At 68.2% G+C, this 19447-nt stretch carries 13 protein-coding genes; 6 read left to right on the top strand and 7 right to left on the bottom strand.

Annotation, left to right across the window (positions count from 1 at the left end):
• Positions 1–192: 192 nt before the first annotated feature.
• Positions 193–1074, bottom strand: a complete 882-nt coding sequence (gene tsf, locus ABIC50_RS28415) for a translation elongation factor Ts (RefSeq protein ID WP_006752150.1) — start codon at positions 1072–1074, stop codon at positions 193–195.
• A gap of 162 nt (positions 1075–1236) precedes the next feature.
• Positions 1237–1977: a 30S ribosomal protein S2 gene (gene rpsB / locus ABIC50_RS28410; protein ID WP_006752149.1), complete on the bottom strand. Its 741-nt coding sequence runs from the start codon at positions 1975–1977 to the stop codon at positions 1237–1239.
• A 380-nt stretch (positions 1978–2357) separates the two neighbouring features.
• On the opposite strand from rpsB, the gene map reads away from it, so the two are divergent.
• Genes map through ABIC50_RS28395 form a run of 3 tightly spaced genes read left to right on the top strand, consistent with a single transcriptional unit; the run spans position 2358 to position 7884 of the window.
• The gene (gene map / locus ABIC50_RS28405) at positions 2358–3173 is read left to right on the top strand and encodes a type I methionyl aminopeptidase (RefSeq protein WP_011657285.1); all 816 of its coding nucleotides are present in this window, start codon (positions 2358–2360) and stop codon (positions 3171–3173) included.
• 54 nt (positions 3174–3227) lie between these two features.
• Positions 3228–5804 (top strand): [protein-PII] uridylyltransferase, encoded by a 2577-nt coding sequence (locus tag ABIC50_RS28400; protein WP_354168187.1) that lies wholly within the window; start codon positions 3228–3230, stop codon positions 5802–5804.
• A gap of 16 nt (positions 5805–5820) precedes the next feature.
• Positions 5821–7884 carry a pseudouridine synthase gene (locus ABIC50_RS28395; RefSeq protein WP_354168185.1) on the top strand — a complete coding sequence of 688 codons (2064 nt, stop codon included), beginning with the start codon at positions 5821–5823 and terminating at the stop codon, positions 7882–7884.
• 97 nt (positions 7885–7981) lie between these two features.
• Here the strand turns inward: ABIC50_RS28395 and def are convergent, their stop codons facing one another.
• The 5 genes from def to ABIC50_RS28370 form a co-directional block, all read right to left on the bottom strand.
• Positions 7982–8515 carry a peptide deformylase gene (def, locus tag ABIC50_RS28390; protein ID WP_011657288.1) on the bottom strand — a complete coding sequence of 178 codons (534 nt, stop codon included), beginning with the start codon at positions 8513–8515 and terminating at the stop codon, positions 7982–7984.
• Positions 8512–10587 carry an NAD-dependent DNA ligase LigA gene (gene ligA, locus ABIC50_RS28385; protein WP_354168184.1) on the bottom strand — a complete coding sequence of 692 codons (2076 nt, stop codon included), beginning with the start codon at positions 10585–10587 and terminating at the stop codon, positions 8512–8514. Before ligA ends, def begins: the two co-directional genes overlap by 4 nt.
• A gap of 171 nt (positions 10588–10758) precedes the next feature.
• On the bottom strand, positions 10759–12048 hold the full coding sequence (locus ABIC50_RS28380; RefSeq protein ID WP_354168182.1) for a cell division protein ZipA C-terminal FtsZ-binding domain-containing protein: 1290 nt from the start codon (positions 12046–12048) through the stop codon (positions 10759–10761).
• A gap of 85 nt (positions 12049–12133) precedes the next feature.
• Positions 12134–15646, bottom strand: a complete 3513-nt coding sequence (smc, locus tag ABIC50_RS28375; protein ID WP_354168180.1) for a chromosome segregation protein SMC — start codon at positions 15644–15646, stop codon at positions 12134–12136.
• A gap of 139 nt (positions 15647–15785) precedes the next feature.
• Positions 15786–16727 carry a DMT family transporter gene (locus ABIC50_RS28370; protein ID WP_354168178.1) on the bottom strand — a complete coding sequence of 314 codons (942 nt, stop codon included), beginning with the start codon at positions 16725–16727 and terminating at the stop codon, positions 15786–15788.
• A 177-nt stretch (positions 16728–16904) separates the two neighbouring features.
• Here ABIC50_RS28370 and dapC point away from each other — a divergent pair, with 177 nt between their 5' ends.
• The 3 genes from dapC to ABIC50_RS28355 are packed head-to-tail and all read left to right on the top strand — an operon-like array spanning position 16905 to position 19363.
• Positions 16905–18122 (top strand): succinyldiaminopimelate transaminase, encoded by a 1218-nt coding sequence (gene dapC, locus ABIC50_RS28365; RefSeq protein WP_354168176.1) that lies wholly within the window; start codon positions 16905–16907, stop codon positions 18120–18122.
• Positions 18123–18167: 45 nt separating this feature from the next.
• On the top strand, positions 18168–18995 hold the full coding sequence (gene dapD, locus ABIC50_RS28360) for a 2,3,4,5-tetrahydropyridine-2,6-dicarboxylate N-succinyltransferase (protein ID WP_175791582.1): 828 nt from the start codon (positions 18168–18170) through the stop codon (positions 18993–18995).
• Positions 18995–19363: an ArsC family reductase gene (locus ABIC50_RS28355; protein ID WP_006755454.1), complete on the top strand. Its 369-nt coding sequence runs from the start codon at positions 18995–18997 to the stop codon at positions 19361–19363. Before dapD ends, ABIC50_RS28355 begins: the two co-directional genes overlap by 1 nt.
• Positions 19364–19447 lie beyond the last annotated feature (84 nt).

The raw sequence follows: 19447 nt of genomic DNA, 5'->3' as shown, positions 1-19447 counted from the left end.
GGCGGGGGGGCGGCGGGCCTCCCCGGGGCCCCCGACGCGCCCGGCCCCGGGGGGGGGGGGCGCGCCCCGGGGGCGGGGGGGGCCCCGCCCCCGCCCCCCGCGCCCCCGGGGGGGGGCGGGGGGCCCCGGGCCCGCGCCCCCCGCCGCCGGCCGCGGCGGAGCGGACGCCCGCCGCGGATACTGCCTGACTGCTTACTGCTGCTTTGCTGCTGCGACTTGCGCGGCCACTTCGGCGGCGAAGTCGTCCTGGCGCTTCTCGATGCCTTCGCCGACGACGAACAGCGCGAACTTCTGCACCGTGGAATTCGCGGCCTTCAGCATCTGCTCGATCGTCTGCTTGTCGTTCTTCACGAACGTCTGGTTCAGGAGCGACACTTCCTTCAGGTACTTCTGGACGCTGCCGTCGACCATCTTCGCGACGATTTCAGCCGGCTTGCCCGATTCCGCAGCCTTCTGCTCGGCCACGCGGCGTTCCGTGTCGATCAGCTCTGCCGGCACGTCGGCCGACGACAGCGCGACCGGCTTCATCGCGGCGATGTGCATCGCGACGTCCTTGCCGACCTGCTCGTCCGCACCCGTGTACTCGACGATCACGCCGATACGCGCGCCGTGCAGGTACGTCGCGATCTTGTTCGCGGTTTCGAAGCGCACGAAACGGCGGATCGAGACGTTCTCGCCGATCTTGCCGATCAGTGCCAGACGCACTGCGTCGACCGTCGAGCCTTCGAGCGGCAGCGCCGACAGCGCAGCCACGTCAGCCGGGTTCTGCGTCGCGACGAGTTCTGCAACCGTCTTCGAGAATGCGAGGAAATCGTCGTTCTTCGCGACGAAGTCGGTTTCGCAGTTCAGTTCGACCAGCGCGCCTGCATTGCCGCCGACGAACGAGGCGACGACGCCTTCGGCCGTCACGCGCGATGCCGCCTTGCTCGCCTTGTTGCCGAGCTTGACGCGCAGCAGCTCTTCAGCCTTGGCCAGGTCGCCGTCGGCTTCCGTCAGCGCCTTCTTGCACTCCATCATCGGTGCGTCGGTCTTTGCGCGCAGTTCTGCCACCATGCTTGCGGTAATTGCCGCCATCATTCGCTCCTTGAGTCTGTATTCACCACGCCGCCCGCTTGGACGCGAACGGCCGAAAATCGTTTCCGGACCCGCGCCGATTCGGCGCGATCAGGTCCGGCGCACAAGCTTAAAAAAAGGGGGCCTGTTGAGAGCCCCCTTTTTGCGCCGGCTCGGGGCCAGTTACGCGTTTTCCTCGACGTACTCGTCGTCGCCGCGCGCCGCCTGGACCACTTCGTTGACCGCGTTCGCACGGCCTTCGAGGATCGCGTCGGCCACGCCTTCAGCGTACAGCGCGACTGCCTTGCTCGAGTCGTCGTTACCCGGGATCACGTAATCCACACCTTCCGGCGAGTGGTTCGTGTCGACCACGGCGATGACCGGCACGCCCAGCTTGTTCGCTTCCGTGACGGCGATCTTGTGGTAGCCGACGTCGACGACGAAGATTGCGTCCGGAATGCCGCCCATGTCCTTCACGCCACCGATCGACTTCTGCAGCTTAGCGATTTCGCGTTCGAACAGCAGCGCTTCCTTCTTGCTCATCTTCTCGAGCTCACCTGCCTCGACTGCCGCTTCCATGTCCTTCAGGCGCTTGATCGATACCTTCAGCGTCTTGAAGTTGGTCATCATGCCGCCGAGCCAGCGTGCGTTGACGAACGGCATGCCCGCGCGCTGCGCTTCCTGGGCGATCGTGTCACGCGACTGGCGCTTCGTGCCGACGAACAGGATCGTGCCGCGGTTCGCTGCCAGCTGACGCACGTACTTCTGTGCGTCCGTGAACATCGGCAGCGTCTTTTCGAGGTTGATGATGTGAATCTTGTTGCGGTGACCGAAAATGAACGGAGCCATCTTCGGGTTCCAGAAGCGCGTCTGGTGACCGAAGTGGACACCCGCTTCCAGCATTTGGCGCATCGTAACTGCCATGTAAATTCTCCACGAGGGTTGGGTCTTAAGCCGGCTGCCGTACCGCCGCGCGAACGCGCCCCGAAGGACCTTCGTTCCGCGCGGCCGGCACCCTTGGTTGCGCCGGCTTGCGATTCGGCACGTGCGAAAATGCGCGTGCCACAAGCCTTTCATCGCCATGCCGCCCCAAATCGGGGCATATTCGGCATTTGGATGTCGACTTAGCCAAAGAGTATAGCACGCCGATTTGTCGAGTCTCAAGTCGCCCGCCACTTTCGCTTGCCGCGCGGCAGCGGGCCGGACAATCCCCGAAAACCCGCATCGGCACCGCCGGCAGGGGCTGCGAGGCCAGCCATAAGGTGCGATAATCCGTCAATTCACCGCATTCCAGGCATACCTCGATGGCTATTACGCTCAAAAACGAACACGACATCGCCGAGATGCGCGTCGCCTGCCGTCTCGCGAGCGAAGTGCTCGACTTCATCACGCCGCACGTCGTCGCGGGCGTCACGACCGGCGAACTCGACCGGCTCTGTCACGAATTCATGCTCAACGAGCAGGGCACGATCCCCGCGCCGCTGAATTATCAGCCGCCCGGCTACCCGCCCTACCCGAAGGCCACCTGCATCTCGGTCAACGACGTGATCTGTCACGGCATTCCGGGCGAGAAGGTGATCAAGAACGGCGACGCGCTGAACATCGACGTCACCGTGATCAAGAACGGCTACTTCGGCGACACCAGCCGGATGTTCATCGTCGGCGAGGGCTCGATCCTCGCGAAGCGCCTCGTGCAGACCACCTACGAGTGCATGTGGCTCGGCATCGACCAGGTCAAGCCCGGCGCGCACCTCGGCGACATCGGCTACGCGATCCAGAAGCATGCGGAAGCGCAAGGCTACAGCGTCGTGCGCGAATACTGCGGCCACGGCATCGGCACGGTGTTCCACGAAGATCCGCAGGTCGTCCACTACGGCCGTCCGGGCACCGGCATCGAGCTGAAGGCCGGGATGATCTTCACGATCGAGCCGATGATCAACGCCGGCAAGCGCGACATCCGCACGATGCCCGACCAGTGGACGGTCAAGACGCGTGACCGCAGCCTGTCCGCGCAATGGGAGCACACCGTGCTCGTCACCGAGACGGGCTACGAGGTGCTGACCGTGTCGGCCGGCACGCCGGCCCGCCCGGTGTTCGCGCAACCGGCCGCCGCGGTCTGAGCGCCGTCGCGCCCGCCTGCCCGCCTTGCCCGCCCCCGACCTGAACGGCCACCCATGAGCGCTCACGCCGCCCCCTCGTCCGAAGCGCTGTCGCGGCGCGCCGAATTCAAGGCCGCCAAGGCCGACATGCTCGAGCGCTTTCGCAGCGCGGCGAACGTCGCGTCGCTGATGCACGCGCTGTCGAAACTCACCGACGATGCGCTCAAGCGCGTGTGGGACGAGTGCGGCGTGCCCGCGACGCTCGCGCTCGTCGCCGTGGGCGGCTACGGACGCGGCGAGCTCGCGCCCTACTCCGACGTCGACATCCTCGTGCTGCTGCCCGACGCGCACGACCCGGCGCTCGACGCGCGCATCGAGCGCTTCATCGGGATGGCGTGGGATCTCGGCCTCGAGATCGGCAGCAGCGTGCGCACGGTCGCGCAATGCATCGAGGAAGCGTCGCAGGACGTCACCGTGCAGACCTCGCTGCTCGAGGCGCGCCGCATCGTCGGCAGCACCGCGCTGTTCGAGCGCTTCACCGTGCGGTATCACGAGGCGCTCGACGCCCGCGCGTTCTTCACCGCGAAGGTGCTCGAGATGCGCCAGCGCCACGCGAAGTTCCAGGACACGCCGTACAGCCTCGAGCCGAACGTGAAGGAAAGCCCCGGCGGCCTGCGCGACCTGCAGACGATCCTGTGGATCGCGCGCGCGGCCGGCTTCGGCAGCAGCTGGCGCGAGCTCGACACGCGCGGGCTCATTACCGAGCGCGAAGCGCGCGAGCTGCGCCGCAACGAAGGATTCTTGAAGACGCTGCGCGCGCGGCTGCACGTGATCGCCGGCCGCCGCCAGGACATGCTCGTGTTCGACCTGCAGACGCAGGCCGCCGAGAGCTTCGGCTACCGGCCGACGCAGGCCAAGCGCGCGAGCGAGCAACTGATGCGTCGCTACTACTGGGCCGCGAAGGCGGTCACGCAGCTCGCGACGATCCTGATCCAGAACATCGAGGCGCAGCTGTTCCCCGCGACGAGCGGCATCACGCGCGTGCTGTCGCCCGATCGTTTCGTCGAGAAGCAGGGCATGCTCGAGATCGTCGACGACGGCGTGTTCGAACGCCATCCCGACGCGATCCTCGAAGCCTTCCTGCTGTACGAGGTGACCCGCGGCGTGAAGGGCCTGTCCGCCCGCACGCTGCGCGCGCTGTACAACTCGCGCGAGATCATGAACAACACGTGGCGGCGCGATCCGCAGAACCGCCGCACGTTCATGCAGATCCTGCAGCAGCCCGAAGGCATCACGCATGCATTCCGGCTGATGAACCAGACGAGCGTGCTCGGCCGCTACCTGCTGAATTTCCGCCGCATCGTCGGCCAGATGCAGCACGACCTGTACCACGTGTATACGGTCGACCAGCATATCCTGATGGTGTTGCGCAACCTCCGCCGCTTCGCGGTGGCCGAGCATGCGCACGAATACCCGTTCTGCAGCCAGCTGATCGGCAATTTCGAGCGCCCGTGGGTGCTGTATGTCGCCGCGCTGTTCCACGACATCGCGAAAGGCCGCGGCGGCGACCATTCGACGCTCGGGATGGCCGACGCGCGGCGCTTCTGCCGCGAGCACGGCATCACCGGCGACGACGCGGCGCTGATCGTGTGGCTCGTCCAGCATCACCTGACGATGAGCCAGGTCGCGCAGAAGCAGGACACGAGCGACCCCGAGGTCATCAAGCGCTTCGCGGAAGTCGTCGGCAACGAACGCTACCTCACCGCGCTCTACCTGCTGACCGTCGCCGATATCCGCGGCACGAGCCCGAAGGTGTGGAACACCTGGAAGGGCAAGCTGCTCGAGGATCTCTACCGCATCACGCTCGCGGTGCTCGGCGGCGCCAACCCCGATGCGCATTCGGAACTGAAGTCGCGCCAGGAGCAGGCGCTCGCGCTGCTGCGCCTCGAGACCGTGCCCGAAGACGCGCACCGCGCGCTGTGGGATCAGCTCGACGTCGGCTTCTTCCTGCGTCACGACGCGGCCGACATCGCATGGCAGACGCGCGTGCTGTACCGGCACGTGAACGCCGAGACGGCGATCGTCCGCGCGCGGCCGTCGCCGATCGGCGACGCGCTGCAGGTGCTCGTGTACGTGAAGGACCGCCCCGACCTGTTCGCGGGCATCTGCGCGTACTTCGACCGCAACGGACTCTCCGTGCTCGATGCGCGCGTCAGCACCACGCGGCATGGCTATGCGCTCGACAACTTCATCGTCACGCAGACCGAACGCGACGTGCGCTATCGCGACATCGCGAATCTCGTCGAACAGCAGCTCGCGACGCGCCTTGCCGAGACCGCGCCGCTGCCGGAGCCGTCCAAGGGCCGCCTGTCGCGGCTGTCCCGGACGTTTCCGATCACGCCGCGCGTCGACCTTCGGGCCGACGAGCGCGGCCAGTACTACATCCTGTCCGTGTCCGCCAACGACCGGCCGGGCCTCCTCTATTCGATCGCGCGCGTACTGGCCGAGCATCAGGTCGGCGTCCACGCGGCGCGGATCAATACGCTCGGCGAACGCGTCGAGGACATCTTCCTGCTCGATGGTGCCGGCCTGTCCGACAACCGCCTGCAGATCCAGCTCGAAACCGAATTGCTGCGCGCGATCGCAGTCTGAATGAATCCCAGCGTTTATGCGCACCAAATTAACCGTCAAGAATCCGCGTCCGGCGTCGCCGACCCGCGCACCCGTCCGCTCCGGCAGCCTCGTCGCTCGCAAGGCGGTGCGCCCCGCCGGGCCGCCCGCGGCCGACAAGCCGCCGCGCCCGAAGAAGGCCGCCGCGCCGGCAGCCGCCGGCGAACGCGCGTTCAAGCCGCGCGGCGCGGAACGCCCGGGTGCGGATCGCGCGCCGGCGAAGCGCGCACCGCGTGACGGCGGTGCCGAGCGCGGCGACGCGCGTCCCGCGCGTCCGTATCGCAGCGCCGAAGGCCAGCCCGATGCGCGGCCGCGCCGCGCGGGCGCCGAAGGCGGTGCCCGCGCGCCGTATCGCGACAAGGCAGAGGGCTACGGCGAGAAGCGCAGCTTCGGCGAACGCCGTACGTCGTCCGACCGCCCGGCTCGTCGCAGCGACGACGATGCGCGGCCGCGCCGTGCAGGCGCAGAAGGCGGCGCACGCGCACCGTATCGCGACAAGGCAACCGGCGAAGGCGCGAAGCGCAGTTTCGACGATCGCCGTACATCGTCCGACCGCCCGGCACGCCGCAGCGATGACGATACGCGGCCGCGCCGTGCAGGCGCCGAAGGCGGCGCACGCGCGCCGTATCGCGACAAGGCAACCGGCGATGCGCCGAAGCGCAGCTTCGGTGAACGCCGTGCGCCGTCCGACCGTCCGGCTCGCCGCAGCGATGACGATGCACGGCCGCGCCGCGCAGGTGCCGAAGGCGGCGCACGCGCACCGTATCGTGACAAGGCAACCGGCGATGCACCGAAGCGCAGCTTCGGCGAACGCAGTGCATCGTCCGACCGCCCGGCACGCCGCAGCGACGACGACGCACGGCCGCGCCGCGCAGGCGCAGAAGGCGGCGCACGCGCGCCGTATCGCGACAAGGCAACCGGCGACGCACCGAAGCGCAGCTTCGGCGAACGCCGTACGCCGTCCGACCGCCCGGCACGCCGCAGCGACGACGATGCACGCCCGCGCCGCGCAGGCGCCGAAGGCGGCGCACGCGCACCGTATCGCGACAAGGCAACCGGCGATGCGCCGAAGCGCAGCTTCGGCGAACGTCGTACGTCGACCGATCGCCCGGCACGCCGCAGCGACGACGATACGCGCCCGCGCCGCGCAGGCGCCGAAGGCGGCGCACGCGCCCCCTATCGCGACAAGGCAACCGGCTACGGCGAAAAGCGCAGCTTCGGCGAGCGCCGCTCGACCGGCACCGCGCCGAAGACCGCACAACCGGTCAAGCACCGCGCCCCCGACATCGATCACGGCGACGAAACCGGCCTGATGCGCCTGTCGAAGCGCATGTCCGAGCTCGGCCTGTGCTCGCGCCGCGAAGCCGACGAATGGATCGAAAAAGGCTGGGTGCTCGTCGACGGCGAACGCATCGACACGCTCGGCACCAAGGTCCGTCCCGACCAGAAGATCGAGATCGACGAGCGCGCGAGTGCCGCGCAGGCCGCACAGGTGACGATCCTGCTGCACAAGCCGGTCGGCTATGTGTCCGGTCAGGCGGAAGACGGCTACGAGCCCGCGTCGGTGCTGATCACGCGCGCGAACCAGTGGAGCGGCGACCGCTCGCCGCTGCGCTTCTCGCCGCAGCATCTGCACGCGCTCGCACCGGCCGGCCGGCTCGACATCGATTCGACCGGCATGCTCGTGCTGACGCAGAACGGCCGGATCGCGAAGCAGCTGATCGGCGAGCAGTCGGACATCGACAAGGAGTACCTGGTGCGTGTGCGCTTCGGCGAACGGCTGCTCGACATCGACCAGCACTTCCCCGCCGAATCGCTCGCGAAGCTGCGCCACGGCCTCGAACTCGACGGTGTCGCACTGAAGCCCGCGATGGTGAGCTGGCAGAACGGCGAACAGCTGCGTTTCGTGCTGCGTGAAGGCAAGAAGCGCCAGATCCGCCGGATGTGCGAACTGGTCGGTCTCGAAGTGATCGGCCTGAAGCGTGTGCGGATGGGCCGCGTGATGCTCGGCGCGCTGCCGCAAGGGCAATGGCGCTACCTGTCGCCCGACGAGTCGTTCTGACGGCAGGCACGCACGGCGTGCCCTGCAATGAAAAAGCCCGCGCAATGCGGGCTTTTTCGTTTCCGTCACGACGACGGCACGCACCGCCGCGTACCGATCAGTCGTCGTCGGTCGGATCGAGCCCCGGGAACAGCACCTCGGTGAAGCCGAAGCGCGTGAAGTCGGTGATCCGCATCGGATACAGCTTGCCGATCAGGTGGTCGTATTCGTGCTGGACGACCCGCGCGTGGAAGCCTTCCGCGACGCGGTCGATCTTCGCGCCGAACTGGTCGTAACCGCTGTAGCGCACCTTCGCATAGCGGCTGACGACGCCGCGCATGCCCGGCACCGACAGGCAGCCTTCCCATCCCTCTTCCATGTCCGGCGGCATGTACTCGAGCTTCGGGTTGATCAGCACGGTCTCGGGCACGGGCGGCGCGTCCGGATAGCGGTTGTTGCTGCCGAAGCCGAAGATGATGAGCTGCAGCCCGATGCCGATCTGCGGCGCGGCGAGGCCCGCGCCGTTCGCGTGATGCATCGTCTCGAACATGTCCGCGACGATCTCGTGCAGCTCCGGCGTGTCGAACTGCGCGACCGGCTTGGCGACTTCGAGCAGGCGCGGATCGCCCATCTTCAGGATCTCGCGAATCATGGGGTATTGCCCTCCAGGAGTTGGTGCAGTCCGTCTTCGTCCAGTACGGGGATGCCGAGTTCCTCGGCCTTCGCGAGCTTGCTGCCGGCGTCGGCGCCCGCGACCACGTAATCCGTCTTCTTCGATACCGAGCCCGCGACTTTCGCGCCCGCCGCTTCGAGCATCTCCTTCGCCGCGTCGCGGGTGAGATTCGGCAGCGTGCCCGTCAGCACGACCGTCTTGCCGGCCAGCACGCCCTGCGGCGCCTTCGGCGCGGGCGGGCCTTCGGCCCACGTGACCTTGCCGGGGGCGCGCAGTTGCTCGATCACGGTGCGGTTGTGTTCTTCCGCGAAGAACTGGTGGATCGACTCGGCGACGATCGGCCCGACGTCGTTGACTTCGAGCAGTTCCTCGATCGACGCGTCCATGATCGGGGTCAGCGACCCGAAGTGCTTCGCGAGATCCTTCGCGGTCGATTCACCGACATGGCGAATGCCGAGCCCGTAGATGAAGCGCGCGAGCGTCGTGTGCTTCGCCTTCTCGAGCGAGTCGAGCAAATTCTGTGCGGACTTCTCGGCGAACCGGTCGAGTTCCGCGAGCGTCGCGAAACCGAGATTGAACAGGTCGGCCGGCGTGCGCACGAGATTCAGTTCGACGAGCTGGTCGATGATCTTCTCGCCGAGCCCGTCGATGTCGAGCGCGCGACGCTGCGCGAAGTGCCACAGCGCCTGCTTGCGCTGCGCCGGGCAGAACAGGCCGCCCGTGCAGCGCGCGATCGCCTCGTCCGGCAGCCGCTCGATCTTCGAGCCGCACACCGGGCACTCGGTCGGCATCACGAATTCGGCCGCATCGTCCGGCCGGCGATCGAGCAGCGCGCCGACGACTTCGGGGATCACGTCGCCCGCGCGCCGCACGATCACGGTATCGCCGATCCGGATGTCCTTGCGGCGCACTTCGTCCTCGTTGTGCAGCGTCGCGTTGGTCACCGTCGCGCCGCCGACGAACACGGGTTCGAGCCGCGCGACCGGCGTGATCGCACCCGTGCGGCCGACCTGCACGTCGATCGCGACGAGCCTGGTCAGCGCTTCCTGTGCGGGGAATTTGTGCGCGAGCGCGAAGCGCGGTGCGCGCGACACGAAGCCGAGGCGATCCTGTTCGTCGCGCCGGTTCACCTTGTAGACGACGCCGTCGATGTCGTACGGCAGCGACTCGCGCTTCTCGCCGACCTTGCGGAAAAAGCCGAGCAGGCCGTCGGCGCCGTACACGACCGCGCGCTCGCGGTTCACCGGCAGGCCGAACGACTCGTACCAGTCGAGCAGCGCGCTGTGCGTGTCCGGCATCGGCATCCCGTCGAGCACGCCGATCCCGTACGCGAAGAACGACAGCGGACGCTGCGCGGTGATCTTCGGATCGAGCTGGCGCAGGCTGCCGGCCGCCGCGTTGCGCGGGTTCGCGAATTCGCGCTGCTCGGCCGCGCGCTGGCGTTCGTTCAGGCGTGCGAAATCGCGCTTGAACATCAGCACCTCGCCGCGCACGTCGAGCAGGGCCGGCACGTGCGCGCCCTTCAGCTTCAGCGGGATCGAGCGGATCGTGCGGACGTTCTCGGTCACGTCCTCGCCGGTCGTGCCGTCGCCGCGCGTCGACGCCTGCACGAACACGCCGTGCTCGTAGCGCAGCGAGATCGCGAGCCCGTCGAACTTCAGCTCGCACGCATATTCGACCGGGTCCGTCACCGAGCCGGCGAGATCGGTCGTCTTGCCGAGCGCATCGGCGACGCGCTTGTCGAACGCGGCGATGTCCTCGTCGGCGAAGCCGTTGTTCAGCGACAGCATCGGCGCATCATGGACGACCGGCGTGAAACCGCCGGCCACTTCGCCGCCGACGCGCTGCGTCGGCGAGTCGGGCGTCACGAGGTCGGGATGATCGGTTTCGAGTTGCTGCAGCTCGCCGAACAGTCGATCGTATTCGGCGTCGGGCAGATCCGGCTGGTCGAGCACGTAGTAGGCGTAATTCGCCCGCTCGAGTTGGTCGCGCAGCCACGCGGCACGCGCGTCGGGCTGGCTGGCTGGCGGTTCGGCTTGGGTTCGGGCCATGCTGGCGGCAGTTTCATTCTGAAAAATCGGATGTTCGATTATCTCAGTTTGACGCCGCGACGGGGGCACGCGATGCGTGCCGCGCGAGCCGGCTGCAGCGCACACAGGCGGCGTGTGTGCGGCAGTGCAGCGACGGACGGCGGCGCGGATGGCCACCGCCCGCGAGACGCGTTACTGGCTGAACAGGCGACGCGTGACCGGCGAACCGGCCGGGATACCCGCTTCCTCGAGCTTCGCGTACAGCTTCATCAGTTGCTGGTCGATCGCGACGAGCGTCGATTCCGGCAGCGGCCGGCGCGAATCGTCGACGACCCGCGCACCGATCCGCTCGGACAGCGACTTCGCGTAGTCGCACATCAGCCGGAACGGCAGGATGTCCTCTTCGGCGACCGGCACGTCGAGCACCAGCGTGATCATGTTGCCGCCCTTGTACGTCAGGTCGTCGCGCAGGAAGTTCGTGTCGCCGAACTGCAGCATGAACACGGGGTTCTGCTTCGCGTCGAGCTTCACGAAACGCGTGCCGTCGCGCGACAGCAGCAGCCCGTCCTGCGATGCGACGGCCTGCACGTAGTTCGCCGACCACGGCGCGCCGTCCGACATCACGTTGATCGACAGCTGCGCGTCGCACTGCGCGGCAAAGCCGTCGAGCTCGCGCGCCATCGCGACCGTCTCCATCATGTCCGGGAATTCCGGTGCGCCGTCGATCGCATCGGCGAACTGCTGAACGCCCGTCACGAACTCGGAGAATTCGAGCTCGTTCAGCGCGCCGCTGCGGTTCGCGAGCTGCGCGGCCGCGCGCAGTTCTTCATAGCGCACGCCGTTCTGCAGCAGTTCCCACTGGCCGCCTTCCGGCTTGCCTTCGATATGCACGGGCTTGCTGCCCGCGCGGCGCAGCCGCTGCGCGGCCGGCAGGATCTTGTCGCCCGGCAGCGGGCCGCCGAGGCGAATCGGCACGATGCAGTCGATCCGGCGGTCGACGATCGCGGGCGGTGCCGACGAGATCGTCGTCGCGGCCGGCAGCACGGGTTCGGCCGCCTCGTTCGATGCGTCGCCGGCCGGCGCTTCACTTGCGGCGGCGACCGAACCTGCGTCGACGGACTGCCTGGCCGGCTCGGCCGATTCCGACGGCGTGTCGCCCCCGGTGGCCTCGGCCTGCAGATCGGCCGGCATGTCGGCAGGCGCCGCACCGCCGAAGGTCGGCTCGACGCGCGCTGCTTCAGCCGGCGTGCTCGCGGCGGCAGCCGCCGGCGCCGCGGGTTCGCGGCGCGCGGGCTGGCGCACCGGCTCGATGAACGGCAGCTCCTCGTCGCGCTCGGGGCGATTCATCGCCTCGGCCGCCTCTTCCGGCATCGGGCGCGGCATCCTGCGCCGCACCTTCGCGCCCTGCCACGCGTTGTAGACCACGACGCCGCCCACCACGACGGCGCCGGCGCCGATCAAACCGAGTGTCAACTCGTCCATGCACGCTCCATCAGCAATTCTTTTTCGTCGGACCCGCGAACGGGCGCCCATGCGCCGCGCGAACGCGGTCCGGTTTCGTCAAACGTCAATTCTGGGCAAAACCCGCGGCGGTTTCCATGTCCACCGCGACGATCCGCGACACGCCCTGCTCCTGCATCGTCACGCCGATCAGTTGCTGCGCCATCTCCATCGCGATCTTGTTGTGCGAGATGAAGAGGAACTGCGTCTTGTCGGACATCGCGCGCACGAGATTCGCGAAACGCTCGGTGTTCGCGTCGTCGAGCGGCGCGTCGACCTCGTCGAGCAGACAGAACGGCGCCGGGTTCAGCTGGAACATCGCGAACACCAGCGCGGTGGCGGTCAGCGCCTTCTCGCCGCCCGACAGCAGGTGGATGGTCGCGTTCTTCTTGCCAGGCGGCTGCGCCATCACCTGCACGCCCGCGTCGAGGATTTCGTCGCCCGTCATGATCAGCTTCGCCTGGCCGCCGCCGAACAGGCGCGGGAACAGGTCGCTGAAGTGACGGTTGACCTCGTCGAAGGTGCCCTGCAGCAGCGTGCGGGTTTCCTGGTCGATCTTGTGGATCGCGTCCTCGAGCGTCGTGATCGCATCGGTCAGGTCGGCCGACTGCGCATCGAGGAACACCTTGCGCTCGCTCGCGGCCTTCAGCTCGTCGAGCGCGGCCATGTTCACCGGGCCGAGCGCGTTGATCGCGTTGTTCAGGCGCGTGACCTCGCCCTGCAGGTACGACGGTTTCAGGTCCGGCGTCAGCTTCTCGCGCAGCGCTTCCTCGTCGACCTCGGCTGTCGTGAGCTGCTCGGCAAACTGCTCGACGGACAGGCGCGCGGCTTGCTCCTTCAACTGCAGCTCGGTGATGCGGTCGCGCAGCGGCTGCAGCGAACGCTCGGCGACGAGACGCTGCTCGTCCGACGCGCGCAGCTTCGCGGTCAGGTCGTCGAGTTCGATCCGCGCGGCCTGCAGTGCTTCTTCCTTGACCGCGCGAATTTCGAGCGCGTCCTGCAGCCCCGTGTGCGCGGTCTGCTCGTTTATCGTTTCGAGTTCGGCGCGCGCGTCTTCCAGCGACGCGGCGACGCGCTCGCTCTGCTCGTGCGCGACCTGGATGCTGCGCTTGAGCTCGTCGATCCGCGTGACCGCGTTGCGCGCGGCAAAGCGCGCGTCGTTCGCGCCGCGCTCGAGGTCGCGCGCTTCCTGGCGCGCGTGCGTCAGCGATTCGTCGAGCGCTTCGAACGCGAGCTGGTTGTCCTCGAAGCGCGCCTGCAATTCCGCGAGTTCGCCGTCGAAACGCTCGAAGTTCGCTTCCGATTCGGCACGCAATGCGCGCTGCTCGTCGATCTGCGCGCCGATTTCCTCGAGTTCCTCGCGGATCTGCGTACTGCGCTGCGTGTAGCGTTCATGCGCCTGCACGAGCTTCAGCACGTCCATCTGCAGCGCGTGCACGCGCTGCGTCGCGCGTTCGGCCTGCGCACGCACGTCGCCGAGCGCCTGCGTGGCCTGCGTGTGCGCGGCTTCCGCCCGCACCGCGGCCGTGCGGGCCTCGTCGGCGAGCAGCGCCTGCGCCCGCACCTGGCGGGCCAGGTTCTCGATTTCCTGCTGGCGGGCCAGCATCCCGGCCTGCTCCGAGTCGGCCGCGTACAGCTGCACGCCGACGCGCGTGACGATGTGGCCGGCCTTGACGACGAACGCGCCGCCTGCCGGCAGCTGCGCACGCGTCGCGAGCGCCTGTGCGATGTCGTCGGCGACGTACACGTTGCCCAGCCAGTCGTTCAGCACCGCACGAATGCCTGCATCGTCGATGCGCACGAGCGACAGCACCGGGCGCAGCCCGGCCGCGACGGCCGGCGGTTCACCGGCGGCCGGCGGCGCGTAGAACGCGAGCTTCGCGGGCGGCGCATCGGTCGCGAACGCCTTCACCCAGTCGAGGTTCGACACTTCGAGCGCGGCGAGGCGCTCGCGCAGCACGGCCTCGAGCGCTGCTTCCCAGCCCGCTTCGACGTGCAGCTTCTTCCACAGGCGCGGCAGCGCGCCGAGTTCGTGCTTGTCGAGCCACGGCTGGATCTTGCCTTCGGTCTGCACGTTCTCCTGCAACTGCTTGAGTGCGGCGAGCCGCGCCTCGAGCTGGTGGATCTGCGCGCTTTCGGCCTGCACGCGCTCCTGCGCGGCACGGCGTTCGCCGTCGAGACGCGGCAGCGCTTCCTGCGCATCGGCAAGACGCGCCTGCGCCTCGGCGAGGATCTCTTCCTGCTCGGCGAGCTGCATGCGCAATTCTTCGAGCTGCGTTTCGTCCGGTGCATCGAGCCCGCCCGCCTCGGACTTCAGGCGCTCGTGGCGCTGCTGAAGCTGCTGGAGCTGCTGGTCGGCATTGCGCTGGTGCGCGGCCTCGAGCTTCAGCGACTGCTCGGTCTGCGCAATGCGCGCGCGCTCGTCGTTGAGCTGCGCCTGCGCATCGCGCCACTTCGCTTCGAGCGCCGGCAGCGCGTCGTGCTTCGCGGCCGCGTTGTCTTCGGCGAGCGCGGCCTTCTCGTCGGCCATCGCGCGCGCTTCCTCGGCTTCCTCGAGCTCATCCTGCGCCTTCTCGGCCTGCGCGCGCCATTGCTCGCGCTGCGCGTTCAACGCGGCGATCTGCGCCTGCACGCGGTTGCGCGATTCGACGATGAACTTGATCTCGGCCTCGAGGCGGCTCACTTCCGCGTTCGCCTCGTAGAGCGCGCCCTGCGCGCCCTGCATCGCGTCGCTCGCCGAGTAATGCGCGACCCGCAGCGTCTCGAGCTGCGACTCGACCTCGCGCAGCCGGGCCGTCTGGGCCTCGAGGTCGATCTGCGCCTGCTCGATCGCGCGCTGCTGCTTCTGCTGCTCGCTCGCGGCCTCGTTCTTGCGCAGCAGCCACAACAGGCGCTGCTTCTCCTCGCCGTCGGCGACGAGTTCCTTGTACTTGTTGGCGACGACGGCCTGCGCCTCGAGCTTCTCGAGGTTCGCGCCGAGTTCGCGGACGATGTCCTCGACGCGCGTCAGGTTCTCGCGCGTGTCGTGCAGGCGGTTCTCGGTCTCGCGGCGGCGTTCCTTGTACTTGGACACGCCCGCGGCTTCCTCGAGGAACACGCGCAGCTCTTCCGGCTTCGCCTCGATGATCCGCGCGATCATGCCCTGGCCGATGATCGCGTACGCACGCGGGCCGAGGCCCGTGCCGAGGAAGATGTCCTGGATGTCGCGGCGGCGCGCCGGCAGGTTGTTGATGTAGTAGCTCGACGTGCCGTCGCGCGTCAGCACGCGCTTCACGGCGATCTCGCCGTACTGGCCCCACTGCCCGGCCGCGCGGCCGTCGGAGTTGTCGAAGATCAGCTCCACGCTTGCCCGGCTGCCGGGCTTGCGGGCGGTCGAGCCGTTGAAGATCACGTCCTGCATCGACTCGCCGCGCAGCTCGGACGCGCGCGACTCGCCGAGCACCCAGCGCACGGCATCGATGATGTTGGACTTGCCGCACCCGTTCGGGCCCACCACGCCGACTAGCTGGCCCGGAACCTGGAAATGCGTGGGATCGACGAAGGATTTGAAGCCAGCGAGTTTGATCGAGCTCAGACGCACGGCGGTATCGGATGTGAAGAAGGTGTGAAACGGAACGGGCCGCGACGCGCGGGGCCGGACGGCCCGTGTGCGCGATGCGCCCCGGAATTCAAAAGCGGGGCCGCGCGCATCCAGCGTTGGGCCCCGCAAACGGCTTCCATCATACCATCGCGCGTGCGCCGTCCCGCCCGTCGCCGGGTTTGCCCCGTGCCGGCGCGGCACGATGGACCCGGCTCGACAGCAGCGTCGCCAGCACGATGCACGCGCCGCCCGCCCACTCGCGCGCGCTCGGCAGTTCGCTCGCGAACACCCATGCGGACAGCGCGGTGATCACGATCTCGAACAGCATGATGATCGCCGCGCGGTTGGCCGGCACGCGCGCAAGCCCGTACTGCACGAGCAGGTTGTTGACCGCGACCGTCACGCCGATCGCGACGATGATCAGCGCGGCGGTGCCGAGCTGGGCGCCGGCCGGCGCGGCCGGCAGCCCCTCGAACAGCGACGCGATCGCGCCGAACACCGCCGCGCCGCCGAACAGCGTCGCGGTGCGCATCTCGGCGCGCATCTCCGGCAGCTCGCGGCTCGCCTTGATCACGAGCACGTTGCTCATCGCGAAACTCAGGCCGGCCGCGAGCCCCGCCCATTCGGCCGGGTTGGCCGGCAGCGGCACGCCGAGCGTCGGCGACCACAGCATCAGCATCGCGCCGCCGATCGACAGCGCCGCGAGCCCCGCGCCGGCCCAGGTCAGGCGCTCGCGCAGCAGGAAATGCGCGTAGATCGCGGTCCAAGCGGGCGTCAGGTAGAACAGCAGCATCACGCGCAGCACTTCGCCGTGGATCGTGCCCCACACGAAGCCGAGGTTGGTCACGCCGGCCGTGATCGCGATGCCCGGCAGCACCCAGTGCCAGCGCAGCGTCGCGATCGTGCGGTGGCGCACGACGATCACGAACAGGAAAGCGACGAGGCTCGTCAGCGCGCTCGCGAGTGTGCCCGTGAGGCCGAGCGACGCAAGGATGCGCAGCGGATACCAGATCAAGCCCCATACCGAAGCGCCGATCAGGATGGCCAGCGTCGGCAGGCTGCCGCGTACCGCGTTATTCATTTGGTTCGATACCCTATATTCGACCGGCCCGGCCGCCGTTCCGGCGGGCCGTGACCGCATTGCGTCACGCTATAATCGTCCGCTGCGAGCCGCGCGCCATCGGCGCCCGTTCGCAGCCGTGCGGCACCTGCGCCGCCCCTTTTTGCTCCAAAACCGGCCGCGACGGCCGCTTCGCCCGTGAACCCTCGACTCGACTCGCTCCAGCCCTATCCCTTCGAAAAGCTGCGCGCCCTGTTCAAGGACGTGACCCCGGCTGCCAGCCTGAAACCGATCAGCTTCGGCATCGGCGAGCCCAAGCATCCGACGCCGGCGCTGATCCGCGACGCCGTGGTGGCCGCGCTCGACGGCCTCGCGTCGTACCCGGCCACGGCCGGCTCGGACGCGCTGCGCACGTCGATCGCGCACTGGCTCGAACGCCGCTACGGGCTGCCGGCGATCGATCCGGCCACGCAAGTGCTGCCCGTGTCGGGGTCGCGCGAGGCGCTGTTCTCGCTCGCGCAGACGGTGATCGACTCGCGCGCGAGCGCGGACGGCGAGAAGGCGATCGTACTCTGTCCGAATCCGTTCTATCAAATTTACGAAGGCGCGGCGCTGCTGGCCGGTGCCGAACCCTATTTCGCGAACAGCGACCCGGCGCGCAACTTCGCGTGCGACTACACGGCCGTGCCCGACGAGGTGTGGGCGCGCACCCAGCTGCTGTACGTGTGCTCGCCGGGCAACCCGACGGGCGCCGTGCTGACGCTCGACGACTGGCGCGAGCTGTTCGCGCTGTCGGACCGCCACGGTTTCGTGATCGCGTCCGACGAGTGCTATTCGGAAATCTATTTCGACGAAGCGGCGCCGCCGCTCGGCGGCCTCGAGGCCGCGCACCGCCTCGGCCGCGGCTTCGAACGCCTCGTGATGCTGTCGAGCCTGTCCAAGCGCTCGAACGTGCCGGGCATGCGCTCGGGTTTCGTCGCCGGCGACGCCGCGCTGCTCAAGAAATTCCTGCTGTACCGCACGTACCACGGCGCCGCGCTGTCGCCGGTCTGGCAGCACGCGAGCATCGCCGCGTGGAACGACGAGGCGCACGTGCGCGAGAACCGCGCGCTGTACCTGCAGAAGTTCAACACGGTCACGCCGATGCTCGCCGACGTGATCGACGTGACGCTGCCCGACGCCGCGTTCTACCTGTGGGCCAACGTCGCGCGCACCGGGCTGTCGGACACCGAGTTCGCCCGCCGCCTGTACGCCGACTATAATGTGACGGTTCTGCCCGGCTCGTACCTGGCGCGCGACGCGCACGGCACGAATCCGGGCCGCGATTTCATCCGGATCGCGCTCGTCGCGGGCACCCCCGAATGCGTCGAGGGCGCGCAACGCATCGTCGATTTCTGCCAAGCTCTCGCGCGGTAAGACGTCCATCCCGATCAATTCCATTCCTCTCCTGCGAAAACGAACATGTCGCAACAACTTCAGCAAATCATCGATACCGCCTGGGAAAACCGCGCCGAGCTGTCGCCGAAGGCCGCGCCCGCCGACGTCCGCGAAGCCGTCGCTCATGCGCTCGAGCAACTCGACCGTGGCGCACTGCGCGTCGCCGAGAAGATCGACGGCAACTGGACCGTGCACCAGTGGCTGAAGAAGGCCGTGCTGCTGTCGTTCCGCCTGGAGGACAACGCGCCGATGCCGGCCGGCGGCTACTCGCAGTTCTACGACAAGGTGCCGTCGAAGTTCGCGAACTACACCGCTGAAGACTTCGCCGCGGGCGGCTTCCGCGTCGTGCCGCCGGCCATCGCGCGCCGCGGCTCGTTCATCGCGAAGAACGTCGTGCTGATGCCGTCGTACACCAACATCGGCGCGTACGTCGACGAAGGCACGATGGTCGACACGTGGGCCACGGTCGGTTCGTGCGCGCAGATCGGCAAGAACGTGCACCTGTCGGGCGGCGTCGGCATCGGCGGCGTGCTCGAGCCGCTGCAGGCGAACCCCGTCATCATCGAGGACAACTGCTTCATCGGCGCGCGCTCGGAAGTCGTCGAAGGCGTGATCGTCGAGGAAAACTCGGTGATCTCGATGGGCGTGTACCTCGGCCAGAGCACCAAGATCTACGATCGCGAAACGGGCGAAGTCAGCTACGGCCGCATCCCGGCCGGCTCGGTCGTCGTGGCCGGCAACCTGCCGTCGAAGGACGGCTCGCACAGCCTGTACTGCGCGGTGATCGTGAAGAAGGTCGACGCGAAGACCCGCGCGAAGGTCGGCCTTAACGAGCTGCTGCGAGGCGACTGATGGCCAAGCCGCACACTGTGGTCGTCTACGGCATTCCGAACTGCGACACCGTGAAGAAGGCCCGCGTGTGGCTCGACGATCACGGCGTCGAGTTCGAGTTCCATGACTTCAAGAAGCTCGGCGTCAGCGCGCCGCTCGTCGAGGACTGGCTGAAGGACGTGTCGCTCGACGCGCTCGTGAACAAGCGCGGCACGACGTGGCGCGGCCTGGACGATGCGATGAAGGCGGCCGCGGAAACGCGCTCCGGCGCGGTCGCGCTGATGATCCACAAGCCGTCGGTCATCAAGCGTCCCGTGCTCGTCGTCAACGGTCGCGTGAAATCGCTCGGCTTCGTGGCCGATCAGTACGCGGCGCTGTTTGCCGCCTAGGGCCGCCCGCGCTGCGCCCCCGGGTGCAGCCCGACGTCTCGTCACTGCCGGCCACCGCGCCGGCATTTTTTATCGAAAGTGGTC

The sequence above is a fragment of the Burkholderia sp. 567 genome (assembly GCF_040545115.1).
Taxonomy (GTDB): domain Bacteria; phylum Pseudomonadota; class Gammaproteobacteria; order Burkholderiales; family Burkholderiaceae; genus Burkholderia; species Burkholderia ambifaria.
The sequence above is the reverse complement of the archived record's forward strand: the minus strand, read 5'-3'. Positions and strand labels throughout refer to the sequence as shown.

Excerpts from the sequence above, each read along its gene's own strand:
- tsf (WP_006752150.1), bottom strand. The coding sequence starts at position 1,074 with ATGGCGGCAATTACCGCAAGCATGGTGGCAGAACTGCGCGCAAAGACC.
- rpsB (WP_006752149.1), bottom strand. The coding sequence starts at position 1,977 with ATGGCAGTTACGATGCGCCAAATGCTGGAAGCGGGTGTCCACTTCGGT.
- map (WP_011657285.1), top strand. The coding sequence starts at position 2,358 with ATGGCTATTACGCTCAAAAACGAACACGACATCGCCGAGATGCGCGTC.
- ABIC50_RS28400 (WP_354168187.1), top strand. The coding sequence starts at position 3,228 with ATGAGCGCTCACGCCGCCCCCTCGTCCGAAGCGCTGTCGCGGCGCGCC.
- ABIC50_RS28395 (WP_354168185.1), top strand. The coding sequence starts at position 5,821 with ATGCGCACCAAATTAACCGTCAAGAATCCGCGTCCGGCGTCGCCGACC.
- def (WP_011657288.1), bottom strand. The coding sequence starts at position 8,515 with ATGATTCGCGAGATCCTGAAGATGGGCGATCCGCGCCTGCTCGAAGTC.
- ligA (WP_354168184.1), bottom strand. The coding sequence starts at position 10,587 with ATGGCCCGAACCCAAGCCGAACCGCCAGCCAGCCAGCCCGACGCGCGT.
- ABIC50_RS28380 (WP_354168182.1), bottom strand. The coding sequence starts at position 12,048 with ATGGACGAGTTGACACTCGGTTTGATCGGCGCCGGCGCCGTCGTGGTG.
- ABIC50_RS28370 (WP_354168178.1), bottom strand. The coding sequence starts at position 16,727 with ATGAATAACGCGGTACGCGGCAGCCTGCCGACGCTGGCCATCCTGATC.
- dapD (WP_175791582.1), top strand. The coding sequence starts at position 18,168 with ATGTCGCAACAACTTCAGCAAATCATCGATACCGCCTGGGAAAACCGC.
- ABIC50_RS28355 (WP_006755454.1), top strand. The coding sequence starts at position 18,995 with ATGGCCAAGCCGCACACTGTGGTCGTCTACGGCATTCCGAACTGCGAC.